This is a genomic window from Exiguobacterium sp. UBA3491 (assembly GCF_002377745.1).
In the GTDB taxonomy this organism is placed as follows: Bacteria; Bacillota; Bacilli; order Exiguobacteriales; family Exiguobacteriaceae; genus Exiguobacterium_A.
This window is the reverse complement of sequence record NZ_DFQK01000017.1, coordinates 73,112-97,347: the sequence shown is the minus strand read 5'-3', so window position 1 is coordinate 97,347 and position 24,236 is coordinate 73,112. Positions and strand designations below refer to the sequence as shown.

Below are 24,236 nucleotides of genomic sequence, written 5' to 3'. Positions count from 1 at the left end.
TGATGGAACCGGATAGCGGTACTTTCAAATGGGGCGTCACGACTTCCCAGTCATACTTGCCGAAAGATAACTCGGAATTCTTCGAAGGCTCGGATAAGACGATCCTCGATTGGCTCCGTCAGTATTCACCGGCAGATGAGAGTGATACGTTCCTCCGTGGATTCCTCGGTCGGATGCTCTTCTCTGGAGAAGAAGTCATGAAAAAAGCATCTGTCTTATCCGGGGGCGAAAAAGTCCGTTGTATGCTTTCAAAAGCGATGCTCAGTGGTGCTAACGTCCTTGTACTCGACGATCCAACGAACCACTTGGATCTCGAATCGATCACGGCACTCAACGATGGTTTGATCGCTTATAAAGGCGCAATGCTCTTCAGCTCGCATGACCATCAGTTCGTCGAAACGATCGCGAACCGCATCATCGAGTTGACGCCAAACGGTATCGTCGATAAAGAAACGACATACGATGAGTATTTGAACAACGATACGATTCAACAGCAATTAACAGCGTTATACGCACAATGATTTTAAAAGAGACCGGAACTGTCGTTTCGGTCTTTTTTTTTGAACATGTTGAAGGAGGAATGCGATATGCGACATCGGGTATGCGCTGCGTTGATTGAAGAGCAACAGATCCTAATGGTCGAATTACATACCCCTTACCGGACATTTTGGACGTTACCCGGCGGAGGTGTCGCGAATGGTGAAACAAAAGAGCAAGCCATCATGCGAGAAGTGTTAGAAGAAATGCATCTTCACGTCACGGTCGAACGGAAAATTTACGAGATTTCAATGGATCAAGGAACAGAGACATGTTTTCTCGTTCGCCGTGCCTTAGATAGTCCTGAACCTCGACTCGGGATCGATCCTGAACTATCGCTTGATCAACAAGAATTACGAGCTGTTCGGTTTCGACCACTGAATGAGATGCAAAATGATTCACAGATTTCTCGTTTGAGTCTACTATCGTAACGATATAATCTTTGGATTAAATGAAAATTTAATAACCGTATTTATACTTAAAAATAGTAGTCGGTAACTAAGCATTTTGATAATCCAAAATCGCTCGATCCAGCGATAGAAAACGAGAACGTTATCAAGGTGTCGACTGCCTATCCGTTTTACCGAGTGATCATAAATCGTATACGAATCGATAAGATATGAAAAAACGGATTCCCCAGTGCGGGAATCCGTTTTTTCATGCATTGTTCTTCTTTTGTTTCGCTGCCTCTTCTTCGACACGTTGCAACAAGCCTTGAACAATTTTCTCGTTTTCTCGTTCGCCACCGAGTGACAAGAGACTTTTCCCAACGAAGTTCACTCCTTCATTTTTTCCTGTATAAATCAACAGACAACGATCGTGTCCAAGTGGTTTGAGCGTAAACGTCATCTCGATCTTGAATATTTTAGCCAATGTGAATCCAATCGTATTTTGCTTGAAGTCAGGCTCGTTCGTATAGGCTAAATCGGTCACGATATAGGTTTCGAGTCGATTACCCTGCATGTATGTTTGACGATACGTCGAACCGACGACACCCGGTTTTCGTTCAATCACCTCGTGCTGGACGACGTTCGGAATCAAACGCTGCAATCGCGTGTGATCAAACAAGTGCCATGCTTCCTCAATCGGGATATCGAGCTGTCGTTCTTCTCTCCACGTAATCATAGATCCGCCCCCTTTTCTATAGAAATACCCTGTCATCCGGTCTTGTAACGTCCGGTGACAGGGCGGGAGCAGATTCTTATTTTACTGTGCTTGTTTCAAGGGCTGCACCGAGGAACTTCGCTAGTTCGAGCATGCCGTAGCGTCCTGCAGCTGCCTCGGCATCCGAATTATAGTTCGTATTCGTATTGACGTCATACGTATAGATCGTACCTGACGCATCCTTAATGAACTCGATGCCTGCGACCGCGATCTGGTTCGCTTGGAGGAATGCTTCATACTTTTGGATGATCGGGTCATCGAAGCCTTCAACGATTTGGAACTTCATCGGTGTTTGCGGTGCTTCTTCACCGACTGGGCAGAACAAGTCGTCGATCACGCATGCATCCGCTGGGCAAAGCTCAAAACCTTCTGATGTATCGACTCGAACCGCGTAGACGAACTTTCCACCTACGAACTCACAACGTGTGATGTACGGTTCTGGTGCTTGAATATACTCTTGAATCAACGTGATGCCATCGACTGGTTCGTCGAATGTCGGACCGTCGAGATAAGCTTCAAGTGCTTCAATCGAATGGAATAACTGGACGCCGAGACCTTTCCCTGCACGGTTGTGTTTCGTGATGAATGACGAAACACCGATCTCTTTTGCTGCTTGTACGATTTGATCGCGTCCGACGGCAGCCGTCGTCTTCGGTACACGAATCCCAGCCTTCCGCAACGCCGTGTATTGATTGACTTTGCTGACTTCAAGACGAAGCGCACGCGTTCCGTTAAAGACGGTCCGGTCATGCTCTTCTAACCAAGCGAGGACCCCTTCCGTCAACTCCGGCGCGTAACGATGCCCCCGCGTATGCGAAGACGCACTCATACGACTGTAAAAGACACCTTCTGGCGGCAGTTCATCTAACGGTACGATTCCTTCATTTAAGTGCCACTGCTCGTACGGCAACTTGAGTTCTTCGAGACGTTTGATGAGATGATCCGTCCATTCTTGGTTTTCGTGGAGAATATGAATTTTTGTCATGATTGTTGACCTACCTTTCGTTTCGCTTCGACCAGTGGCATTACGTCACGGGCAAAGCGTTCCATTTCTTCAAGTTGTGGTGAGAATTGTAACAAGAGCAACGTGACACCAACGGCTTCGAACGCTAGAATCCGTTCGGCAATCTGTTCTGGTGTTCCGATCAAGTTCGGTCGCAGACCACGGTTCGAGACGGAATAATCATTTCGTTCGACCTGTTGTTCGAGTTGCGATTTACTGATGAAATCTTGATAACCGGCATAACCGGCGCTGTCTTCCTTAACGTCCGTGATGCGTTGCCACTCAAGAAGCGCTTCTTCTTCCGTATCCCGACAAATGATGTAGGCAGCAAGACCGAAGCTCTCAAGCGGTGCGTGTCCCGTCGCTTCCCGGCGTACTTTCATATCATTGATTTTATGAGCTACTTCTTCAACAGTGCCTCCATGCATGACATAGGCATCACAATGTTCGACGATCGTCCGTTTTCCGGCTTCACTCTCTCCACCAGCGTAGAGCTTAATCCCCGGACGCTGGACGGGTTTCGGATGGAGTTCTGCCTGTTCGATCGTGTAGTGATGACCGAAGAAGCTGTACGGTGACGCATCTGCCCATAGTCCTTTCATGACCGTGACGAACTCTTCCGTCCGGGCATAGCGCTCATCATGTGCAGTAAAAATACCGTTGTATTGTTTTGCTTCTTCTGCCCACCAGGCTGAGACGACATTGAGCGTAAATCGCCCTCCACTCAACTGATCGATGTTTGCCGCCATCTTCGCCGTCGTCGCTGGATTATGGAACCCGGGACGAACCGCTGTCATGATCTCAAGGCGTTCTGTTGTTGCAGCAATCGCCGCTGCCGTTGTCCATGCCTCAAGACTCGGTTCCTTGATGCCTTTGATATCGTTCAAGTTCAATTCCGCAATCAACGTCGTCGAGAAGCCGATGCGTTCAGCTGTTTGTGCGACTTGTTTCGCATAATCGAATGTCGCTGGCATCTGTTCATCCTCGACGTTACGTAACCATCCCCCAAAAATCGGTAACCAAAAACCATACTCCACTCCATCGTCCCCCTTATCATAAAAAAACGCTCTTTTCGAAGTTCGAAAAGAGCGACGGTATCTTGTCCTGTCCGCTCTTATCTTCAGAAGGTATTCCTTCCTGGAAGTAGCACCTTCCGCCATAGCGGGGTTGCTGAAGTGTCTTCGGGCCAGTCCCTCGACTTCTCTAGATAAGATGTGTTGCATTCATCGTACAGAATTCATTGAACTAAAGCAACCATTAAACCGTCTTTTCCTATCGGATTTATTTCAAAGAAAAATCCCGACGTAGTGTCGGGATTCCGGATTAATATGGTGCGACGAAATCTGATGTTGGCTCTGGTGCTTGTTCACCACGAACACGATCATAGAATTTGGCAAGCGTGACGCTGAAGTATGGTCCAACCCATAAGACAGCAAGACCAAGTGTAACGATTACAAGTAATGCCCAACCAATGAATGATAGGAAGAGTAAGAATGCTTCCATCTTGTGACCATCCATGAGTTGGCGTGAACGCGTGATGGCCTCGAGGATACCGATCGATGGTTCATCTCGAAGGATGTAGAACGTCAACAAGTAAGAGAATGACTTGATGATACCAGGGATGATTAAGAGTAACGTCCAGAGCGCGATAAAGATGAACTGAACAATGGCCAGCCCCACCACTTTCAGGAACATACCATATGGCTCAAACAAATCCGTCACTTTCGTTTCTTCGCCACGAGCAATCGACATGGCAATCCATGTCCAACCGACTCCTACTGGAATCAATAAAATCGACACCAATGATACAACGAGATCTATACTACTAGACGGCTCATCGATATCCGATCCAAATAAATTAGGAACACCCTGAATAATACTAAACAGCAGAAAAGCTAGGACTGCAAATCCCCAACGACCGCTGAGCGACTCCTTCGCTGCTTTCTTTAATTGAGATGACATGAGTAAGGTCCTCCTTGAAAAATAAGTTCTCACCTTACTCTACGGCTTAAAATTTCTAATGTTTCACTCTTTTTTCAATAATTTCCCGTCTCGTTGCTGGTTGAGCCAAGCACGCTCAAGTTGTCGTCCACATGTTAGAACGAACGTTGAACATCGAAGCGCTCCATCACAAATGAAATGTCATGTTTTTTGTCTATGTACGCTGATATATCTCCACAGCCGGGTCCCGTTGCTTGTATTTCGCGACGATGACGATCAGGACAGTGATGATCACAAGCAGGAACCAAGAAGACAATTTTCCGAGATCAACGACTTCCCATCCTCTTTCCTGATGCGGATAGACCCACCCTTTAAAGAACGTCACGATATTCTCAGCGATCCAAATAAAAAACGCGATCAGTAAAAAAGACAGGACAAGCGGCATCCGGTAGATCGTCTGCTCGATCGTAAAATGAACCCATGACTTATAGAAGACAAGGACGACGAGGACCATCAATAGCCAGCGTGCATCGAAGATCCAGTGGTGGGTGAAGAAGTTGAGATAGACGAGACTGCCTACGCTGATCGCAAGCCAAGGTGGTGGAAATGCTGTGAAGCGTAAATGAAATCTTCGGAACGCTTGACAGACATAACTTGCGACACTTGCATACATGAATCCTGCATACAAGGGAACACCAGCCACTTTCGTTAGAGCCTGTTCCGGATAACTCCAAGACCCAACGTTCACTTTGAACAGTTCAAGTGCTAGACCAATCACGTGAAAGAGTAAGATCAGTTTGAACTCTTCCAGCGTTTCATAACGCGTGACAAGTAAGACGATTTGGACGAGAAGACACCATAGCAACAGGAGATCGTATCGAGCGATCGGTTCAGCAGGAAGATAACGTGAAAGAGCAAGCGCTGCGAAAATCATGACGGGAAAGACGCAACAGACGGCTTCTATGTATGTAAAACGAATCAAGTGCCGGATCGCTTTCATCCTGTCATCTCCTTTTTTCTTCAGTATACGTTTCTCTTTCGACCTTCCCCTCCTTCTTAAGATGGAAAAAACGGAAAATTTCGTCTTTCTTCTTCTACTTTCCTCATGATACAGTTAACGAATCAATTATTTTTAAGAAATGAGGTGTTAGACATGACGCGTCATCGTGCTTCCTGGTTATTACGCGCTACGTTAAAGTGGGGACTCTTCCTACTCGGTTTATTTTTACTCGCTCTCGGCTCATCGATGATGATCACTGCTGAACTCGGTGTCTCGACGTGGGATGTATTGCATCTCGGTCTCCAAAAGAAAACACCACTGTCCGTCGGAACGATCATCTTGCTTGTCGGTCTATTACTCGTGTTCGTTAAGTACACATTAGACCGCGTCACACCACAAATTGGGACACTCGTCAACGCGATTTTCGTCGGTGTCTTCATGAATCTTGTCCTTAATTCTCATCTCTTACCCTCTTTTGAGTCGATCTGGTTGAATACGATCTGGTTGATTTTTGGCATCTTCATCATCGGCATGGGGGCAGGTCTTTATGTTGCTGTCGGATATGGAGCCGGTCCACGCGATGGGTTGACGCTGACACTTGCAGAGCGATTTGGAACGTCGATTCGTCTGATGCGGACGATCATGGAGGTCACGGCATGCGGCATCGGTTGGTTGCTCGGTGGTCCTGTTTTCTTCGGTACAATCCTCTCGATTTTCTTAATCGGACCATTCCTACAATTTTGGTTGTTCTATTTCCGTCGGATCATTGCAGCGATCGATGCAAAAGGAATTCCGGCGTCTAAACGCCAAATTAGCTAAGTCGCCTGACTCGATATCATTCCGCGTGAATGATATCTCTTTTTATGTTAAAAGCAAATAAGTTGCGTCATCAAATCAAACACGTTATATTCGTTTACATATCAATCTTTGATACGTCAAAGGTTTCTTCGAACGAAGGGAAGGATGTGATGGATTGAGTATTTCCTGTACCGAAAAAGGACGGTTGATCTATGCACTCGTCTCCGTCAATAAGACGATTGCTCAAAAATTCGATCTCTGTACGGATGGTTTCAGTCAGACTCGAATGGACCTACTTGCTCAACTACAAGTCGATCAAACGATCAGTCAAAAAGAATTGCAAAAACGCGTCAATGTCGATCACGCGGCGGTGACCCGTCACCTCAAACACCTGGAATCGACAGGGATGATTGCTCGCGAGCGTTCAGCCGCTGACAATCGGGTGATTCTTGTTTCCTTAACGGAACAAGGGGCGACGCGCATTGCACGATTACGCGAACAAAAAGAGGAGTTCCTCGAGAACTTACTCGAAGGATTCTCTGCTGAAGAACAACGGACGTTAGCTGAGATGATTCAACGCATCGAAGCGAACGCCGAAACATTACCTAAATTAAAAGAGGAGTCGCTTTAATATGGCAACGCAAACTCAAACAGACTTTATGGAAATCGTCAAAGGACGCCGTTCGATCCGTAACTACGATACAGACGTGAAGATCTCAAAAGAAGAAATGACACAAATTCTTGAAGAAGCAACACTCGCACCTTCTTCTGTCAACATGCAACCATGGCGTTTCCTCGTCATCGATAGCGAAGAAGGCAAAGCGACACTTGCACCACTCGCGAAATTCAACCAAGTCCAAGTCGAAACATCTTCTGCTGTCATCGCCGTCTTCGGTGACATGAACGCTGTTGATCAACTCGAGAACATCTACGATACAGCTGTCGCAAAAGGGCTCATGCCACAAGAAGTACGCGATCGCCAAGTACCAGCGATCCAAGGGATGTACAGCAGCGTATCAGCAAACGACTTGAAAGACAGCATCTTGATTGACTCGGGTCTCGTCTCGATGCAATTGATGCTCGTCGCTCGTGCACACGGTTATGATACAAACCCAATCGGTGGTTACGAGAAAGATCAAATCGCGGAAGCATTCGGTCTTGAAAAAGATCGTTATGTACCGGTCATGTTGCTATCGATCGGTAAAGCGGTGGACGCTGGATATCCATCAGTTCGCCTACCAATCAACGACATCGCAGACTGGAAATAAGTTTTTTTACACTATAAAAAAAGAAAACACACACAAGGGAGATTGAATAATTATGACTACTCAAACAACAACGGACTTCATGGAAATCGTCAAAGGACGCCGCTCGATTCGTAACTACGACACGAACGTAAAAATTTCAAAAGAAGAAATGACACAAATCCTTGAAGAAGCAACACTTGCTCCATCTTCAGTTAACATGCAACCATGGCGTTTCCTCGTCATCGATAGCGAAGAAGGTAAAGCGACACTCGCACCACTCGCAAAATTCAACCAAGTTCAAGTCGAGACATCTTCTGCTGTCATCGCTGTCTTCGGTGACATGAACGCGGTCGACAGCATCGAGACAATCTACGACATGGCTGTTGAAAAAGGTCTTATGCCACAAGAAGTACGTGATCGCCAAGTACCAGCCATCAAAGGTTTCTACCGTCCAGAAGACGTTGAAACATTACGTGATAGCATCTTGATCGACTCAGGTCTCGTTTCAATGCAATTGATGCTCGTCGCTCGTGCACACGGTTACGATACAAACCCAATCGGTGGTTACGAAAAAGACCAAATCGCAGAAGCATTCGGTCTTGAAAAAGAGCGTTACCTCCCAGTCATGTTGCTTTCAATCGGTAAAGCCGTGGACGCAGGATACCCATCGGTTCGTCTACCAATCGCTGACATCGCAGAGTGGAAATAAGCGATCTCACTCAGTCCGGATTCCTTTCATAGGAATCCGGCTTTTTTGTATACTCAAAGAAAAGGAGGCGTCAGTAATGTACGATGTGACGATTATCGGAGCCGGTGTAGCGGGAATCTTCCTTGCTCATCAGCTCGTTGAAGATGGGCAATGCGTCTTACTGCTCGATGCCGGAAAACCAATCCGCAAGCGAACAGTAGAAGATGCGTATCTTGGATTTGCAGGGCTTGGAAAATCAGAAGGAAAATTCAATTATGCGATGGGATTCGGCGGAGAGCTCGTCTCAAAAATCGGTGAAGAGACGACACGACGACTGTTCCAAGAAGTCGATAATCTTTTATGTACATATGGTGGAGGTACAGTTGAGACCTACTCGACGCATTCACCTGCTGTCGCAATTCGCGCCCGTCGTGCTGATCTCCATACGGTCGAGACGACCGTCCGTCATTTAGGCACAGCACGGACAGTTGGCGTCTTCACGGCGTTTGAGGATGCTTTATTGCCACGACTCGATGCTCGTTTCGAAACGACGATCGAACAGATCACGAAGTCGGAGGCGTTTACGATTAAAACAGCGGACGAAACCTTCGTAAGTCGACGGATCGTGTTCGCGACAGGTCGTTCCGGTGCAGACTTTACGTTGCAACAGTTAGCGACGCTTGGTGTCATCCCACAGCGGACCCGACTTGATCTCGGAGTGCGGGTCGAGACGGATGAGGCACTATTTCGAACATTACTACAGGAGACGTTCGAGACGAAGCTCGGTTACGACTCACCTTATGGTAAAGCCGTCACCTATTGCATGAATCCATGCGGACGGATCATCCGCAAATATCAAGAAGGACTCGTCATGCCGGACGGTCAAAACGTCCATGAGACGGCAGATGGATCAACGAATTTGAACTTTACACTGTTTCTCCCGCGTTATTTTTCGACGTTAGCACAAGCCAATGCATACGCCACACGCGTTATCGGAGGAATCAATCAAGGACAGGATCGCATCGTTGTCCAGCGCCTCAGTGACTTTCGAAAATCGCGAGCGACAACAACGGATCAATTGCTTCATAACGGAATCATCCCTTCGCTAGCTGCTTCCCCTGGAGATTTACACGCGGAAGTACCTGTGGAAGACCTCCTCGTCTTGGAAGGTTTTTTAAAACGCCTCGAGCGACTCCTTGAGACGGAACTTCCAGCAGATACGTTACTTTATGGACTAGATGGTAAGTTTTACGCACCGATGCTTGAGACGTCAGAAACATTTGAGACGACATGCTCCGGTGTCTATACGATCGGTGATTGCTCTGGTGCAACGCACTCTCTTGCCCAAGCAGCCGCTAGCGGACTTCATCTCGGACATGCTTTGACGCAAACAAGCCGGTCCCTCTTCGCTTAAGCGGAGAATGACCGGCTTGTCTTATTTCTTGAATGCTTCGTACACTTTCAATTGTTTCCCTTTGACCTTCGTCGTCTTCATCGCCCGGAGGACAAGCGGACCTTTCCCGTTGAGGATATCGACATACGTCAACGTATCCTGAATCGAGATGATGCCGATGTCGTCTGCTGTGACGCCTTCAATCTTCGCAATCGTTCCAACGAAGTCGACGGCACGGAGTTTTTTCTTCTTCCCACCGTTAAAGAACAATTTCATGATGTCCGCATCAAGCTGTTCCGTTTTCGAAGAACGCGTATCTTCCGTCGCCATTTTCTCTTCGAATGCATCCGCTGTTCGCATCAAGTCCTTTTCCGTTGGTGCTTGGCGACGTGTCAGTTTCCCGTGATACTGCTCGATTTCCTTTAGGCGACGTTCGTCTGCCGGTGTGACGAGACTGATTGCTTGTCCGGCTGCTCCTGCCCGCCCCGTCCGACCGGTCCGGTGAACGTAGCTTTCTCGTTCGACAGGGAGATCATACTGGATGACGTGCGTGATGTTCTCGATATCGATGCCGCGTGCTGCGACATCTGTTGCGACAAGAATTCGGAACTTCCCGGCACGGAAGGCTTTCATCGCATCGAGTCGATCGTCTTGTTCCATCCCACCGTGAATTGCTTCAACTGGATAGTCATGGGCGCGTAGACCATTCGCGACGAAATCAACGTGTTCTTTCGTCCGACAGAAGATCATGCAACGATCCGGGTTTTCAGCGACGAGGACATCTTTTAAAATGGCGAACTTCGTCTTGTCCGTCACCGGAATATAACTATGCGTAATCGTTGAGACGACGGTCTCGCCCGCTTCGATTCGTTTTGGTGCCTCCATGTAACGGTCACTCAACTGTTCGATGTCTTCTGGGAAGGTCGCAGAGAACAACAGTGTCATCCGCTCCTTCGGTAACTCGGACAAGATGGCATCGACTTGATCGAGGAAGCCCATGTTCAGCATTTCGTCCGCTTCATCTAAAACGACGTAACGGGCTTTCTCAAGCGATAACGTGCCCCGCTCGATATGATCGCGTACGCGTCCCGGTGTTCCGACGACGACGTGTGTCTTTTGCTTGAGCTCCGTGACTTGCCCGCGGAACGGTTGCTTGCCGAAGACGGCTGTCGCTTTGATCCGCTTATAACGTCCGATGTTCATGATATCTTCTTTGACCTGCAAGGCCAGCTCACGTGTTGGCGTCAAGACTAAGACTTGTGGTTTGTTTTCTTCCCACTCGACGAGTTCACACAGTGGGATCGCAAACGATGCCGTCTTTCCGCTCCCCGTCCGTGATTTGACGATGACGTCTTTTCCGGATAATACGACGGGGATGACCGATTGTTGGACTTCGGTTGGTGTCGTGTAACCGAGTTGCTCGATTGAATCGAGAATCGGTGTGCTTAAGTTAAAATCATTGAATCGTGTACGTGTCATAGAATGTCCTCATTTCTTATCGTAAAAAAAGCTTCCCACCGAAACGATGAGAAGCCCAACGAATTATTTGGATGCTACTTTATCTTTTTTGATTTGCTTACTACGTAATTGACCACATGCCGCATCGATGTCTGTTCCGTGCTCGAGACGAACACCACAGTTCAAGCCGTTCTTTTTCAACGTATCGTAGAACGTCGTGATATCTTCAGACGTACTGCGCTGATATTGACCGTGCTCATCGACTGGATTGTACGGAATCAAGTTGACATACGTCAGGTGACGTTTGTCTTCGAACAGTTTTGCTAGTTCGACTGCGTGTTCTTTTTGGTCGTTGACGCCACGAAGCAAGATGTACTCGATCGTGATTTTACGGTTCGTCGTTTGAACGTAATAATCGATCGCTGGCATCAATTTCTCAAGCGGGATCGCCCGGTTGATTTTCATGATTTGCGTACGCAATTCATTGTTTGGTGCGTGAAGCGAGATGGCTAAGTTGACTTGGAGTTTCAAGTCAGCGAACTTGTAGATCTTGTCTGCCAAACCACTTGTTGAAACCGTGATGTGACGTGCACCGATCGCAAGACCATTGTGGTCCTTGATGACGTTCAAGAAGTCAACCATGTTGTCGAAGTTATCGAACGGTTCACCGATACCCATGACGACGACGTGGCTGACACGTTCTTCGTTACCGACTGCATCGAGGTGATGTTGGACGTTCATGATTTGCTCAACGATTTCGCCTGCTGACAAGTCGCGGCTCTTCTTGATCAGACCACTTGCACAGAAGCTACAGCCGATGTTACAGCCGACCTGTGTCGTAACACAGACAGAAAGACCGTACTTATGACGCATCAGAACCGTTTCAATCAAGTTGCCATCATATAATTTGAAAAGGAACTTGATTGTTCCGTCTGCTGATTCTTGCTTGACCGCTTCTGTCATCGAGTCAATCGTAAAACTCTGATCTAACAACTCAAGGCAATCCTTGTTGACATTCGTCATTTCCGCGAAAGTCGTGACACGTTTACGGTAGAGCCAATCCCATACTTGTTTGGCACGGAATGGTTTGTGCCCTTGATTCGATAACCATTCTGTCATCTGCTCAAGCGTTAATCCATAAATGGATGGTTTATTCATTTCGAAAGACCTCATTTCTTTTTCCAGAACTACAACATTCCTTTATCTTAGTAAAAATCAGCGCGTGACGCAACGTTCAAATCCTAAATGTTCACTTTCTGTAAAGTTTTTGCGCCACTTTCGATCAAATCGACAGACTCCGACGTCCGAATTGAACGACTGCTCCGGTCAAGAACACGAGACAGAGGACGAGTAAAAGAATGGAATGAAGAAGAAAATGATTCGTTCCTTCTAGTAATTGTGTCGTATTGAATAAGGAGAAGACGGATAGATAACGGAGCCACTCCGTCTTGTCACTTAGTTCCGACAGAATCGTCAAGACGATCGATAGGACGAGTACACTACCGGCAAGCGAAAAAGCACGACGTTCTTCGTCAAATAACGTCGCAACGAATAACGTAAAGGCACCGATCGCCAAGAGTAACAATAGCGCATTGAGTTGAATCCGCCATAAGATGGCGTCATTGATCGAAATATCTGTCATCCACCAGTCGGATACCATCAAGACGAGTCCATTCAGTCCTACGAGAACCATACTTGCGATACCCATGACGATCGCGACAGCAAACGTATACGCATTCCGGGTGATCGGGGCTGCAAGATAGACGATCAGCTCTCCGTTGTCGATCGGTCGCGCAACGAGGCGCGCTGCTGATGAGAGCAAGAATAGACTCGCAATGACTTGAAAGATTAGACCATAATAATTCCCACCGAGCAGATCCAGTACATTATCGAACCCTGTCACCTTATCGTATTGAAAGGCTTTTAAGACTTCCGGAGGTAACGCTTCTAGTTTTGCTTCTAGTAAACCGGTCTTCATCATCGATGGATAAAGCAACGCAAGCATCAATAAGTAGAGACTCGTTCCAATCGCGTAAGCAAGCACGGGCTTTCTGACCTGCTTGAATAAAGAGCGGATCAGCAATATCACGACGATTCCTCCTCTCCATAATAATGCAAGAAGACCTGTTCTAAATCATCTGCTGACGGACGAATCAGCCGTACATCGTACTGGGTTAAATAAGCGATCGCCTGATTCAAGCTCAGCGTCTCATCCGTTTGAAAACTGACTTCCAGCCGCTTCGGTTCAACACCGACTTGCATCGCGAACTGTGCTGCTTCCACCTCCGTTCGGAAGACGATCGTATACGTCTTTCGACTCGATCGAACCAACTCATGAATATCCGATTCGACGATGATGCGCCCTGCTTTGATTAAAGCCGCTCGATCGCACGATTTTCCCATCTCCGGAAAGTGGTGTGAACTCATCAGAATCGCTTTTCCAGCATGCTTCTCCTGTTCGATCCACTCTAAAAAACGCTCTTGCATCAAAGGATCAAGTCCACTGGTTGGCTCATCAAGTAGATAGACCGGTGCATCTTTCATGAAGCAACCGACAAGTGCCAGTTTTTGTTTCATCCCTTTTGACATCTTGCGGATTTTCGTCTTCGTCTCAAAAGGAAATCGTTTCAACAACAGTTGTCGCCGTGCCGGATTGCTACCGTGTAGTCGTTGCATCAAATCCAGCATGTCTGCTCCCGTCATGTCTCCAGGTAAACTAATCTCCCCCGGCAAATAACCGACCAACTGCTTCACCTCTTTACTTTGCTTCCAGCAATCAAAACCACCGATCGTCGCCCTTCCATCGTCCGCAACCATTAGTCCCATCAAATGTCGGAGTGTCGTTGATTTTCCAGATCCGTTTGGTCCGATGAAACCGAATATCGTACCCGGATCAACTGTAAAACTGACATCGAATATTCCACGCCCCGGCGCAAATTCCTTCGTCACATGCTCCAAACGGATCATCATCCGACCTCCCTATTTTTTATTTCTTTCCTCACTGTATTTATACCCGTTTTGAAGCAGTTTGTTCGGATCAAAGCGATAGATGACGAACCTCTCGTCATGATTTTTTTCATAGAGGTCTCGTAATCGAATCTCATCGATTTGCTCGAATACGGTATGGCGCTCCAGGTACTCCCGGTATTCATCGGTCGGGTAATACAAGATGAGATCAACCGAACGCGGGGAACGTTCGACCGAACTTAAAATGTGATCGATCACTTTCATGAAAATTTGTGAAGAGAATGGATTAAAGAAATAAAACTTATTCGCCTCATCCGGAATGGTATACTGCTCGGCATACGTCTGTTCGAATCGCAAACTTCCGGAACGCCGCTTCCTTCGCCTTTGGTAGTTCGCCATATTCCGAAGTGCGTCCTCGTAAAATTGTCCATTCATCTCGATTCCGATGACGGAACAGTCGAATCGGTCATGTAAGTAAAAGTTTAAACGCCCTTTCCCACACCCGAAATCGATGACAGTATCCTCTTTTTGAAACGGATAGGTTTCGCATAATTCGCCGAGTGCCGCATAAGGCGTCGGTTCATAGCGATTGTAGTGACTAAACACACCATAAAGGTCTTGCATCTCAATGGTCTCAATTCGTAATCGTTGATCATATTCCTGTTCATTCATCTCTTTTGTTCCTTCTTTCCGGCATTCTTTCCCTCATCGTACTATACTGAAGAAGTACGTTACTCGTTTTTTGAAAGGGGATTTTATGATGATCGTCGTTACGAACCGGATTAAAGTCAAAAAGGGGATGGCTGCAGCTCTCGCTCCTCGTTTTACGCGTCCAAGTGGACTTGATACGATGGACGGATTCATCCGTGTTGAGGTCTTATTGACGCAAAACATCGAAGAACACGATGAAATGAACGTCAACATGTACTGGGAAGATATGAAGAGTTTTCAAGCGTGGCGGGAAAGTGACGATTTCAAAGCGTCACATAGTCGACCTGCGAGTAGTGAGGCAGGAGAATCGCCAATGCTCGGCAGCGAGATTCTGACATATGAAGTCGCTTCGGTCAAAGAACGCACATGATGCTCGAAAAGGACTCGTATCGAGTCCTTTTTTATATACCTATATACAAATAGTGAAAGGGTCGAATTGTCACAAATGGTATTATTTGTTATCATAGTGCCATTACAGAGAGAGAGGGTCCTTCATGAATTCATTAACTATATTTGAACAAGCCATTCGTAGCTTACCTGACGATCGTACGTTACGACGTGATGAATTATGGACGGACGATTTTTTATTGCAACAGGAGAACGAGCTGACCGTCTATTACTCTCCGATTGGCGAATACGTCAATACTGAAGCAAAAGTCGTCATCATCGGGATCACACCAGGTTTTGAACAGATGCGAATCGCTTTCGAAGAAGCGACAGATGCCCTTCACCATGGTGTTTCATTAGAAGAGACGGCACGCCTCGTCAAATATACAGCAAGCTTTGCCGGAACGATGCGACGTAACCTCGTCCAGATGCTCGATACACTTGAACTTCCAGCATTGCTCGGAATCGAGACGACGGCTAGCTTATTTCATCAACACCAGGAATTGTTACATCCGACGTCACTGTTAAAGCAACCCGTCTTTTATCGCGAAAAAAATTACTCGGGTCATCAACCGAAGATCAATCGTAGCCCTTTATTGAGGCACTACGCGGAAGAACACTTCGTCGCTGAGATCAATCAGTTACAAAAAACAGCGTTATTAATTCCACTCGGTCGGGTCGTCGAGACGCAAGTCCGTGGATTGATTCATGATGGACGAATCGAACAGCATCAGCTTCTTTCCGGATTCCCCCACCCATCTGGCGCGAACGGTCATCGAAAAAAACAATTCGAGGAAAACCAAGCCTATTTGATGAAACAGCTCATTCAACATTTTGCTGAATAAACAACTTTATCTTAAATTATCAGAATATATGGTTGAATCGCTTCTGAAATACATGATAAAGTGTCCATAAGAACAGAATATGACTATTCTATCGATGAGGTAGAGGCGCGATTTCAATCAGTACTTGGTCCGAGGATGACAACGAAGACGACTACAGGAAAGGTGACATCGCCGAAATGACAGTATGTGTCGAGCATATCGTCGTTGGTCGATTCGGGAAACACCCGATCGATTGCCATACATAACAATTGTATGGAGCGCTCCAATTCGGCTAAGAAAGACGCATCCAGCGAGGGTGTCGGCTTTGTTGCCGGTGCCCTTGCTTTTTTTGTGCCGCGGGGTCTCATCTTTAAGCTATTTATTAAAGAGGAGGATATTTTTCATGGTCAACTATTCAGATTCCATTATTGCCCTTGTACCTGCTTTACTAGCTATCTTATTAGCCATCTTTACCCGAAAGGTCGTTCTTTCGTTAGGTGTCGGCATTCTCGTCGGTGCCCTGTTACTCCACCGTTTTAACCCGATCGATACGGTAACCTATCTCGGCAAGAACATCTTCAGTCTCTTTTGGGCAGACGGTGCCTTGAACGAGTGGAACGTCTTATTGCTTGTCTTCTTGTTATTGCTCGGCGTCCTTTCCACGCTCATTCAGACATCAGGTGGCGCTCGTGCCTTCGGTGAATGGGCTTCTACTCACGTCAAGACAGCGCGTGGTGCACGCTTAGTTGCCTTCGGACTCGGTATCTTGATTTTCATCGATGATTACTTCAACAGTCTCGCTGTCGGCAACGTCAGTCGTCCGTTAACGGATCGCCGTGGTGTCTCACGTGCGAAGCTTGCCTATTTAATTGACTCAACAGCTGCGCCTGTTTGTGTCATCAGTCCGCTTTCGAGTTGGGGCGCATTCATCATCTCCATCATCGCCGGTATCTTAACGACGCACTCGATTACGGATTACTCAGCGTTTAGTGCTTTCATGATGATCGTTCCAATGAACTTCTATGCGATTTTCGCGTTACTTTTAACACTTTACATCGCTTACTCTGGCGTCTCTGTCGGACCGATGAAACAGCATGAACGCCGTGCCGCGAATGGTGAACTTTTTGATGCGTCAAAAGGAACACCGATGGGGATGGCAAAAGAGGTCAACGAACATACGAACGGAAAAGTCCGGGATCTCGTCGTTCCGATCGTCGTTCTCGTCATTGCTACGATCAGTGCGTTGCTCGGAACAGGTGCTCAGGCACTTGCAGCCGACAATCGCCCGTTTACTTTAATTGGAGCATTTGAGGCAACAGACGTCACACGGTCACTCGTCGCAGGTGTCGTCATCAGTTTAATCGTTGCTTTCCTGATGCTGATCGGACGGAAAATTCCGGGCCGCGATTACCGTGCAAGCATCGTTGCTGGTATGCGTTCGATGTGGCCAGCAGTCGTGATTCTGTTATTTGCTTGGACGATCATCGCTGTTATCGGTGATATGAAAACAGGCGATTATCTCGCAAGCTTCATCAGCAACTCGATTTCTGCTTCGTACTTGCCGTTCTTATTATTCTTGATTGCCGGCTTGATGGCATTCTCGACAGGAACAAGTTGGGGCACATTCGGGATCATGTTGCCCATCGGTGCGGATCTCGTCATGGCTGTCGATGCTTCACTCTTGTTACCGACGCTTGCTGCTGTTCTTGCTGGATCTGTCTTCGGTGACCATTGTTCACCGATTTCCGATACGACGATCCTCAGTTCGACAGGGGCTGGATCCCATCATATCGATCACGTTACGACACAATTACCGTATGCGCTAGTCGGTGCCGTCACTGCGGCAGTCGGTTATTTAGTCATCGGTTTCACGGAGTCTTCGGTCTTCGGTTTCATCGGAGCTCTTGTCACATTCGTACTCTTCGTCGTCGTCTTGAACGTTCTCTCGAAAAAAGGCGAAACCGCTTCGGATTTACAAACGGATTGATGAAACACTTTACGAAAAAAGGCATTGGATGCGCGCATCCAATGCCTTTTTTATATCTATTCGTTTCACACCATCAATAAACACACATCATTCGCGAACGCTACTGGATCCTCGAGTGGGAGTCCTTCGACAAGCAATGCTTGTTGATACATTAGTTTTGTATAGCGCTCGAATTTTGAACGATCGTTTTGATACGCCGTTTCAAGAGACTCGAACACTGCGTGTGACGGATTCAATTCAAGAATCTTGACCGCTTCTACCCCTTCATTATTCGGCATCGCCTTCAGAATTTTCTCCATCTCGATCGAGACAGCGCCGTCCGTCGCAAAGCAGACAGGATGCGATTTTAGACGTGTTGAGGCTTTGACTTCCTTGACTTGCCCACTTAGCACTTCCTGCATGGCTTGGAACATCTCTGCTTGTGCGTCCGTCGTCTCCGCTTCCTCCGCTTCAATCCCTAAATCGCTACTCGTGACCGACTTGAACGTCTTCTCGTTGTACGTCACGAGCATCTGGATCGCGAACTCATCGATCTCTTCCGTGAAGTACAAGATATCATACCCTTTATCACGGACGAGCTCGGATTGTGGTAATTTATCCAGACGATTCGTACTCTCACCAGCGGCGTAGTAAATATGTGCCTGATCTTCCGGCATCGCTGCGACGTATTCTGCGAGTGTGATCAACTTCTTTTCCTTCGCCGAGTAGAAGAGGACCAGATCCTGCACCTGTTCTTTATGCATGCCATAATCATTATACATACCGAACTTCAGCTGGCGTCCGAACGCTTGATAGAATGTTTCGTACTTCGTGCGATCCTCGCGCAGGAGGGCTTCGAGTTGTGTCTTGATCTTACTTTGGATATTTTTCGCGATCAATTTCAATTGACGATCGTGTTGCAGTAACTCGCGCGAGATGTTGAGCGATAAGTCTTCCGAGTCAACCATCCCTTTGACGAAACTGAAGTGATCCGGCAACAAGTCGCTGCATTTTTCCATGATCAAGACACCGTTGGCATAGAGTTCAAGACCCTTTTCAAATTCCTTCGAATAATAATCGTACGGTGCCTGCTCTGGAATGAATAAGATCGATTGATAACGAACAGCGCCGTCGACACTGATATGAATGTGTTTCGCTGGTGTGTCGAAACCATAACGCTTCTCTTGGTAGAAGTTCGTATAGTCCTCGTCTGTCAATTCCCGTTTGTTCTTCCGCCAGATCGGCACCATGCTGTTGATCGTCTTGACGACTTCGACCTCTTCCGTCTCGTCACTGCCTTCGATCGGCTGACGTTCGAGTTCCTTCATCTCGATCGGATAACGAATGAAATCTGAGTATTTTTTGATGATACTGCGCAAACGATACGTCTCGAGGTATTCGTCATACGATTCTTCTTCCTCGTTCGCCTTGATGTGGAGTGTAATCTCCGTTCCGACGGTTTCCTTGTCGACTTCCTCGATCGTATAACCTTCGACACCACGCGATTCCCATTTATAAGCGACTGCACTGCCGAACGGTTTCGTAACGACAGTGACGACGTCTGCGACCATGAAGGCAGAATAGAATCCGACACCGAATTGTCCGATGATATCATGACCATCTTGTGCTTCATTCTCTGCCTTGAAGGCAAGCGATCCACTTTTTGCGATCGTACCGAGATTCTCTTCTAGTTCTTCCTTCGTCATTCCGATTCCCGTATCACGAATAATGAGTTGACGCGCTTCTTTATTTGGTTCGATCGTAATTTTGTAGTGTTCCTTTTCGAACGAAATCGTCTCGTCCGTCAATGCTTTGTAGTACATCTTATCCATGGCGTCACTTGCATTCGAGATCAATTCGCGCAGGAAAATCTCCTTATGCGTATAGATGGAATGAATCATCATCTCCAGCAATCGTTTTGATTCCGCCTTAAATTGTTTCGTTTCCATGCTCATTCTGCCTCCTCTTTTTTAGCACTCATTCGTATAGAGTGCTAATTCATCTCCTATTATTAGGGAGTTCTAAATATCTGTCAATCTTCTTTCCCGCTATTTTTTACGACTTTTTCACGGACGATTTTTCCGATTTGACGTAAGTGTTCTGCTGACCCGTAGGTGCCATGGCTAACGCCGTTTTCATCCTTTCGATTACCGAGACCGATGAACTGCTCACTCGGTTTGAAGTGGAGTCCGACGACGGGTACCTGAAATCGTGACGAGAAGCCAACTTGAAAAATCGCGTTTGGATAATCCGTTGGTCGATAGGTTGTCCAATCGATATCTGGTTCGAGCTTCGCAAATCGTCCCGTGTGCTCCTTACCGAGCAGGATGATTCCTTTTATCGAAAACAGTTCAAGCAGGCGTAACAAAAATGTCTGACCGAACGGACTATCTTCCAACACGCTGCGTTCTTTGATCGCTCCCATGTAGTGGTGCGTCGGAAACGGAAAAAAATCCAAGTGAATGACTGGATCAAACGTCTTTTCGTAAAACGACGCACCGAGTCCGTTCAAGAATCCTTCGAGCTTACCCCCACCTGGTCGACCGAACCAGGTCCGGTACACATTTGGTTGTTTAAAGTAACGATTGAAGCGCCGGATTGAATCTGTCAGCGTCTCCTCCTGCAGATAATCCTCCCATGACATCGACTTCGGACGAATAAAGAGCGGACCGGTCTCGTCGAATCGTAATGCGCCCGTCCGGTCTAAAAACTGCGTTCGGGATGGGTTCGTCGCGATCGTCACCCAACTGCTACGCGTCGCATCACCAAACCAAAGGACAGGTGTCGTTTGATCAATCAGTTGATCTGCGAACGCACTTTTCTCGAGCGTCATTTGATACTCGACAGCTTCCTGTAATAATTTTTTAGCAAGTTGCCATTGATCGGATGTCAGCGTTCTCATCTCCCTTTTTACAGCGATTATGCTGTTGTAGATGTACCCCTTATCTTCTATTACTAGACGCATCGATGGGTTTAATCTCCATTTCTCCGGGAATGTTTCATAAGGTGAACGATACGACTTAGGAGGGATTTAGCAATGGGTAGACTGGATCAAAAAATAGCTGTCATTACCGGCTCGGCAACAGGGATTGGACAAGCGACTGCGCTTGTATTCGCAGAACAAGGAGCAACGGTCGTTTGTGCCGATGTCTCACTTGAAAAAGCAAAACAAACAGTAGAACAGATTACACAACAAGGCGGGAAAGCGGAAGCCGTCCATGTCGACGTCTCAGACGTCGAGAGTGTTGAGCAACTTGCGAAGCATGTCAAAGAGACATACGGTACGGTCGACGTCCTCTTCAACAATGCCGGAATCGATGAACAAGGTGGGAAAGTCCACGAGTATCCAATCGATCTCTTCGACCGGATCATCGCTGTCGATTTACGCGGTACATTCCTCGTCAGTAAATTCTTGATTCCACTCATGCTGGATAACGGTGGTTCGATCATCAACACGTCATCGATGTCGGGTCGCGCAGCTGACTTGAACCGGTCTGGTTATAACGCGGCGAAAGGCGGGATCGCGAACTTCACTCGCGCGATGGCAATCGATTACGCGCGTCATGGTATTCGTGTCAATTCGTTATCGCCAGGAACGATTGAAACACCACTCATCGATACACTCGTCGGTGAAAAAGAAAAAGAACAAGGCAAACAGTTCCGAGATGCGAACGCCTGGATCACACCACTCGGTCGACTCGGTAAACCACGCGAGATGGCAACGGTCGCCCTCTTCCTTGCTTCTGACGACAGCTCATATGTCACAGGTGAGGACATCACGGCGGATGGCGGCATCATGGCTTATACATGGCCGGGAGAGATGTTAATCGATTCGAAGTGGAAAGACGAAGCAGAAAAAAGTGAATGAGCAATGCGCGGTGTAACCCTTTAGTTGCACCGCTTTTCTTTTACCTCAAGACGTTCAGTACCGTAAATTATTTTCTGAATTAGTTTACCTCCCTGAAGTATTTTTATCAGGGTACACTACAGGTAAAGGGGGAAAAATTCATGCAAACAGCGATTACTTACTTACAACGGTGTCTTCAAATTCCAAGTGTCAATCCGATGGACGGAGAAGAAGCCGTCGCACGTTACGTATACGATGTACTGGTCGACCATCAGATCTCGACAGAATGGATTGAAGTTTCACCAAAACGAATTTGTCTCGTCGCGACCGTTCCTGCGAGCGAAGATGTTTCACGTCCTGCCGTCCTCGGTCTATCTGGTCATCTCGATACGGTTCCAGTTCAAGGAGACGGCTGGACGAAAGATCCATACGGCGGCGAAATCGAAAACGGCCGCATCTATGGTCGTGGGGCTTCTGATATGAAATCAGGTGTCATGGCAATGGTGCAAGCACTGATTCAATATAGAGAACGTCAAGACCGACCAAACACTATCAAACTTCTGATTACATCCGATGAGGAGAATGGAATGACGGGTGCTCGTCATTTGACCGAACAAGGACACGCGGATGATTTAGACGCTTTACTGATTACAGAACCAACAAGCGGAATGATCGGTTATGCACAAAAAGGTGTCGTTGGGATCGAAGTGACATGTCGTGGGAAAAGTGCACACAGCTCTGCCCCTCAACTCGGACGTAATGCGATCGATGACGTCTATCGCGTCATCCAGGAAGTGAAGTCGGAACGCTTCTCGATTACGGCGAATCATCATCCGGCGCTTGGTCCGGTCGTCGCGTCAATCACATCCATAAAAGGAGGCGAAGGACCGAACGTCGTTCCGAGTCAGGCTTCGTTTTATATGGATATTCGGACGATTCCCGGGTTCGATCGAGCGGACGTTCTTGCTGCCTTTACAGCTATCGAGCGTCGTCTTGTAGCAGAAGATTCCGAGTTTGATATGAACGTGACCGTCATCAAGGATATTCCTTCTTGTGAAACCGATGAACAGGCGCCTTTCTTGCAACAGGTCGCGGATACGATGGAGCAGGTTAGCGGCGTGACACCACGAAAAATCGCTATTCCAGGTGGAACGGATGGTGCGATGTTCAGCCAAGCGAAAAAGTCATTTCCAATCGCAATCGCTTCATTCCATGATTTCCGTCTCGCACACCAAGTGGATGAATCGATTCCGTTATCCGAATATGAAAAAACGATTGCGTTTTGCTTCAACTTGATCAACACACCATTACATCAATCGCCCCCATCACATAAAAAAAAGAAGGAACGACATTCGATATTGTAACCGAATGTCGTCCCTTCTTTTTGTGTTAGCGCCTTTCATTAGCTGATTCAGTAGACGCCAAGTTGTGCTAACGCCTCACTTAAATAACTTTGATCACTGCGAAACTGGTGACTCGTTTGTCCGTCAGACCAACTGATGAAGACACGACCAAGTCGGTCATAGCGTAAGTGGAGACGAATTACTCCCTGCTCGAATACGACTTCACCGTGTAACGACTCATGGACGTGAGCAAAGTTACGGATGAACGCATCGTATTGATTGAATGTAACTGAAAACTGGTGTTCACTATTCCGCCCTACCATCTGAATCGTTAGTTCTTCTTGCGTTGGATGTACGTGTAAGATTTCCCATAGTACACTGCTTTCTTCTCCTCGAAACACGATACGATGCTTCATTCGATTTCCACCTCTGAGCCACAGGATATTTACTAGTACTTCTCGAAAGTAACCCATATCTTCTTCATCCGAAAGGAGTCTGCTTATGCCTGATACGCCAAAGACAGGTCCTACCGAACAGTCCGTTGATGCCTTTCTGGCACAAGTCGAACCGCCGCAACGTCAAGCAGATGGTATCACACTACGTCAGTTCTTCGAAGATGTCACGGGATATGAAGCCGTCCTTTGGGGTTCATCCTTGATTGGTTTTGGTTCCTACCATTACCGCTATGCCTCCGGCCGAGAGGGCGATAGCTTTTATGTCGGCTTTTCTCCGCGGAAGACGAACCTCGTCCTTTATCTCGCACTTGGTGAAGACGCAGTCTCAGAACGACTGCTTGCCAGTCTCGGTACGTATCGACGCGGTAAGTCCTGCATCTACGTCAAACGACTGACTGACATCGACTTAGGCATACTTCGGGAAATGATCGAGCACTCGATCCGCACGTTAAAAACCATGTACCCCTCTTGATTTCAATCAAAAACAGCCGAAGCGAATGCGCTTCG

At 47.2% G+C, this 24,236-nt stretch carries 26 protein-coding genes and 2 riboswitches; of the genes, 13 read left to right on the top strand and 13 right to left on the bottom strand.

From position 1 onward, the window contains the following. Positions 1 to 521, top strand: a 521-nt coding sequence (locus B4F99_RS06275; RefSeq protein WP_290756046.1) for an ATP-binding cassette domain-containing protein, incomplete at its 5' end; no start/stop codon positions are given. A gap of 66 nt (positions 522 to 587) precedes the next feature. Beyond that, positions 588 to 968: an NUDIX domain-containing protein gene (locus tag B4F99_RS06270; protein ID WP_290756044.1), complete on the top strand. Its 381-nt coding sequence runs from the start codon at positions 588 to 590 to the stop codon at positions 966 to 968. 226 nt (positions 969 to 1,194) lie between these two features. Here B4F99_RS06270 and B4F99_RS06265 read toward each other — a convergent pair whose 3' ends face one another. The 5 genes from B4F99_RS06265 to B4F99_RS06245 all read right to left on the bottom strand — a co-directional run bounded on the left by B4F99_RS06265 (position 1,195) and on the right by B4F99_RS06245 (position 5,645). Beyond that, entirely contained in the window at positions 1,195 to 1,662 is a 468-nt protein-coding gene (locus tag B4F99_RS06265) for a hypothetical protein (RefSeq protein ID WP_214748837.1), read from the bottom strand. A gap of 76 nt (positions 1,663 to 1,738) precedes the next feature. After that, positions 1,739 to 2,686, bottom strand: coding sequence for an ATP-grasp domain-containing protein (locus B4F99_RS06260; protein ID WP_290756043.1), 948 nt, complete (start codon positions 2,684 to 2,686; stop codon positions 1,739 to 1,741). Beyond that, on the bottom strand, positions 2,683 to 3,741 hold the full coding sequence (locus B4F99_RS06255; protein ID WP_290756042.1) for an LLM class flavin-dependent oxidoreductase: 1,059 nt from the start codon (positions 3,739 to 3,741) through the stop codon (positions 2,683 to 2,685). The genes B4F99_RS06260 and B4F99_RS06255 overlap by 4 nt, the downstream gene beginning before the upstream one ends. Before the next feature lie 74 nt (positions 3,742 to 3,815). Then, positions 3,816 to 3,918, bottom strand: a riboswitch (SAM riboswitch). Between the two features lie 109 nt (positions 3,919 to 4,027). Further along, positions 4,028 to 4,666 (bottom strand): DUF975 family protein, encoded by a 639-nt coding sequence (locus tag B4F99_RS06250; RefSeq protein WP_214748846.1) that lies wholly within the window; start codon positions 4,664 to 4,666, stop codon positions 4,028 to 4,030. 193 nt (positions 4,667 to 4,859) lie between these two features. After that, positions 4,860 to 5,645: a DUF817 domain-containing protein gene (locus B4F99_RS06245; protein ID WP_290756039.1), complete on the bottom strand. Its 786-nt coding sequence runs from the start codon at positions 5,643 to 5,645 to the stop codon at positions 4,860 to 4,862. Between the two features lie 153 nt (positions 5,646 to 5,798). Here B4F99_RS06245 and B4F99_RS06240 point away from each other — a divergent pair, with 153 nt between their 5' ends. The 5 genes from B4F99_RS06240 to B4F99_RS06220 all read left to right on the top strand — a co-directional run bounded on the left by B4F99_RS06240 (position 5,799) and on the right by B4F99_RS06220 (position 9,792). Further along, on the top strand, positions 5,799 to 6,464 hold the full coding sequence (locus B4F99_RS06240; RefSeq protein ID WP_035411857.1) for a YczE/YyaS/YitT family protein: 666 nt from the start codon (positions 5,799 to 5,801) through the stop codon (positions 6,462 to 6,464). Positions 6,465 to 6,618: 154 nt separating this feature from the next. Next, complete coding sequence (locus B4F99_RS06235; RefSeq protein WP_214856583.1) at positions 6,619 to 7,074, top strand: MarR family winged helix-turn-helix transcriptional regulator; 456 nt, start codon at positions 6,619 to 6,621, stop codon at positions 7,072 to 7,074. Position 7,075: 1 nt separating this feature from the next. Further along, the gene (locus B4F99_RS06230; protein WP_023469789.1) at positions 7,076 to 7,711 is read left to right on the top strand and encodes a nitroreductase family protein; all 636 of its coding nucleotides are present in this window, start codon (positions 7,076 to 7,078) and stop codon (positions 7,709 to 7,711) included. 52 nt (positions 7,712 to 7,763) lie between these two features. After that, positions 7,764 to 8,399 (top strand): nitroreductase family protein, encoded by a 636-nt coding sequence (locus tag B4F99_RS06225; protein ID WP_023469790.1) that lies wholly within the window; start codon positions 7,764 to 7,766, stop codon positions 8,397 to 8,399. 76 nt (positions 8,400 to 8,475) lie between these two features. Continuing rightward, positions 8,476 to 9,792, top strand: coding sequence for an NAD(FAD)-utilizing dehydrogenase (locus tag B4F99_RS06220; protein ID WP_290756036.1), 1,317 nt, complete (start codon positions 8,476 to 8,478; stop codon positions 9,790 to 9,792). Positions 9,793 to 9,813: 21 nt separating this feature from the next. Here B4F99_RS06220 and B4F99_RS06215 read toward each other — a convergent pair whose 3' ends face one another. From B4F99_RS06215 to B4F99_RS06195, 5 genes are all read right to left on the bottom strand, one after another. Beyond that, positions 9,814 to 11,250, bottom strand: a complete 1,437-nt coding sequence (locus B4F99_RS06215; protein WP_290756034.1) for a DEAD/DEAH box helicase — start codon at positions 11,248 to 11,250, stop codon at positions 9,814 to 9,816. A gap of 63 nt (positions 11,251 to 11,313) precedes the next feature. Next, positions 11,314 to 12,387 (bottom strand): 23S rRNA (adenine(2503)-C(2))-methyltransferase RlmN, encoded by a 1,074-nt coding sequence (gene rlmN / locus B4F99_RS06210; RefSeq protein ID WP_023469793.1) that lies wholly within the window; start codon positions 12,385 to 12,387, stop codon positions 11,314 to 11,316. A 124-nt stretch (positions 12,388 to 12,511) separates the two neighbouring features. After that, positions 12,512 to 13,318 (bottom strand): ABC transporter permease subunit, encoded by an 807-nt coding sequence (locus B4F99_RS06205; RefSeq protein WP_290756032.1) that lies wholly within the window; start codon positions 13,316 to 13,318, stop codon positions 12,512 to 12,514. Continuing rightward, on the bottom strand, positions 13,315 to 14,196 hold the full coding sequence (locus B4F99_RS06200; RefSeq protein WP_290756030.1) for an ABC transporter ATP-binding protein: 882 nt from the start codon (positions 14,194 to 14,196) through the stop codon (positions 13,315 to 13,317). The genes B4F99_RS06205 and B4F99_RS06200 overlap by 4 nt, the downstream gene beginning before the upstream one ends. A gap of 12 nt (positions 14,197 to 14,208) precedes the next feature. Continuing rightward, entirely contained in the window at positions 14,209 to 14,868 is a 660-nt protein-coding gene (locus B4F99_RS06195) for a methyltransferase (RefSeq protein ID WP_290756028.1), read from the bottom strand. Between the two features lie 88 nt (positions 14,869 to 14,956). On the opposite strand from B4F99_RS06195, the gene B4F99_RS06190 reads away from it, so the two are divergent. The 3 genes from B4F99_RS06190 (at position 14,957) to B4F99_RS06180 (ending at position 18,105) form a co-directional block, all read left to right on the top strand. After that, the gene (locus B4F99_RS06190) at positions 14,957 to 15,277 is read left to right on the top strand and encodes a heme oxygenase (protein ID WP_290756026.1); all 321 of its coding nucleotides are present in this window, start codon (positions 14,957 to 14,959) and stop codon (positions 15,275 to 15,277) included. A gap of 124 nt (positions 15,278 to 15,401) precedes the next feature. Then, positions 15,402 to 16,139, top strand: a complete 738-nt coding sequence (locus tag B4F99_RS06185) for a hypothetical protein (RefSeq protein ID WP_214856578.1) — start codon at positions 15,402 to 15,404, stop codon at positions 16,137 to 16,139. Positions 16,140 to 16,231: 92 nt separating this feature from the next. Continuing rightward, positions 16,232 to 16,410: riboswitch (Lysine riboswitch) on the top strand. A gap of 111 nt (positions 16,411 to 16,521) precedes the next feature. Next, positions 16,522 to 18,105: a Na+/H+ antiporter NhaC family protein gene (locus tag B4F99_RS06180; RefSeq protein WP_035395513.1), complete on the top strand. Its 1,584-nt coding sequence runs from the start codon at positions 16,522 to 16,524 to the stop codon at positions 18,103 to 18,105. Positions 18,106 to 18,170: 65 nt separating this feature from the next. Here B4F99_RS06180 and htpG read toward each other — a convergent pair whose 3' ends face one another. Continuing rightward, positions 18,171 to 20,033: a molecular chaperone HtpG gene (htpG, locus tag B4F99_RS06175; protein WP_133208455.1), complete on the bottom strand. Its 1,863-nt coding sequence runs from the start codon at positions 20,031 to 20,033 to the stop codon at positions 18,171 to 18,173. An 83-nt stretch (positions 20,034 to 20,116) separates the two neighbouring features. Further along, positions 20,117 to 20,986, bottom strand: a complete 870-nt coding sequence (locus B4F99_RS06170) for a hypothetical protein (protein ID WP_290756022.1) — start codon at positions 20,984 to 20,986, stop codon at positions 20,117 to 20,119. Positions 20,987 to 21,121: 135 nt separating this feature from the next. Here B4F99_RS06170 and B4F99_RS06165 point away from each other — a divergent pair, with 135 nt between their 5' ends. Both B4F99_RS06165 and B4F99_RS06160 read left to right on the top strand, forming a co-directional pair. Further along, entirely contained in the window at positions 21,122 to 21,952 is an 831-nt protein-coding gene (locus tag B4F99_RS06165) for an SDR family oxidoreductase (RefSeq protein ID WP_035411826.1), read from the top strand. 140 nt (positions 21,953 to 22,092) lie between these two features. Beyond that, a complete protein-coding gene (locus tag B4F99_RS06160; RefSeq protein WP_290756019.1) occupies positions 22,093 to 23,295 on the top strand; it encodes a M20 family metallopeptidase in 1,203 nt (400 codons plus the stop codon). A 47-nt stretch (positions 23,296 to 23,342) separates the two neighbouring features. Here B4F99_RS06160 and B4F99_RS06155 read toward each other — a convergent pair whose 3' ends face one another. Next, positions 23,343 to 23,690, bottom strand: a complete 348-nt coding sequence (locus B4F99_RS06155; RefSeq protein WP_290756017.1) for a hypothetical protein — start codon at positions 23,688 to 23,690, stop codon at positions 23,343 to 23,345. Positions 23,691 to 23,775: 85 nt separating this feature from the next. Between B4F99_RS06155 and B4F99_RS06150 the strand changes: the two genes are divergently transcribed. Next, positions 23,776 to 24,201 carry a DUF1801 domain-containing protein gene (locus B4F99_RS06150; protein WP_290756015.1) on the top strand — a complete coding sequence of 142 codons (426 nt, stop codon included), beginning with the start codon at positions 23,776 to 23,778 and terminating at the stop codon, positions 24,199 to 24,201. Positions 24,202 to 24,236: the final 35 nt, after the last annotated feature.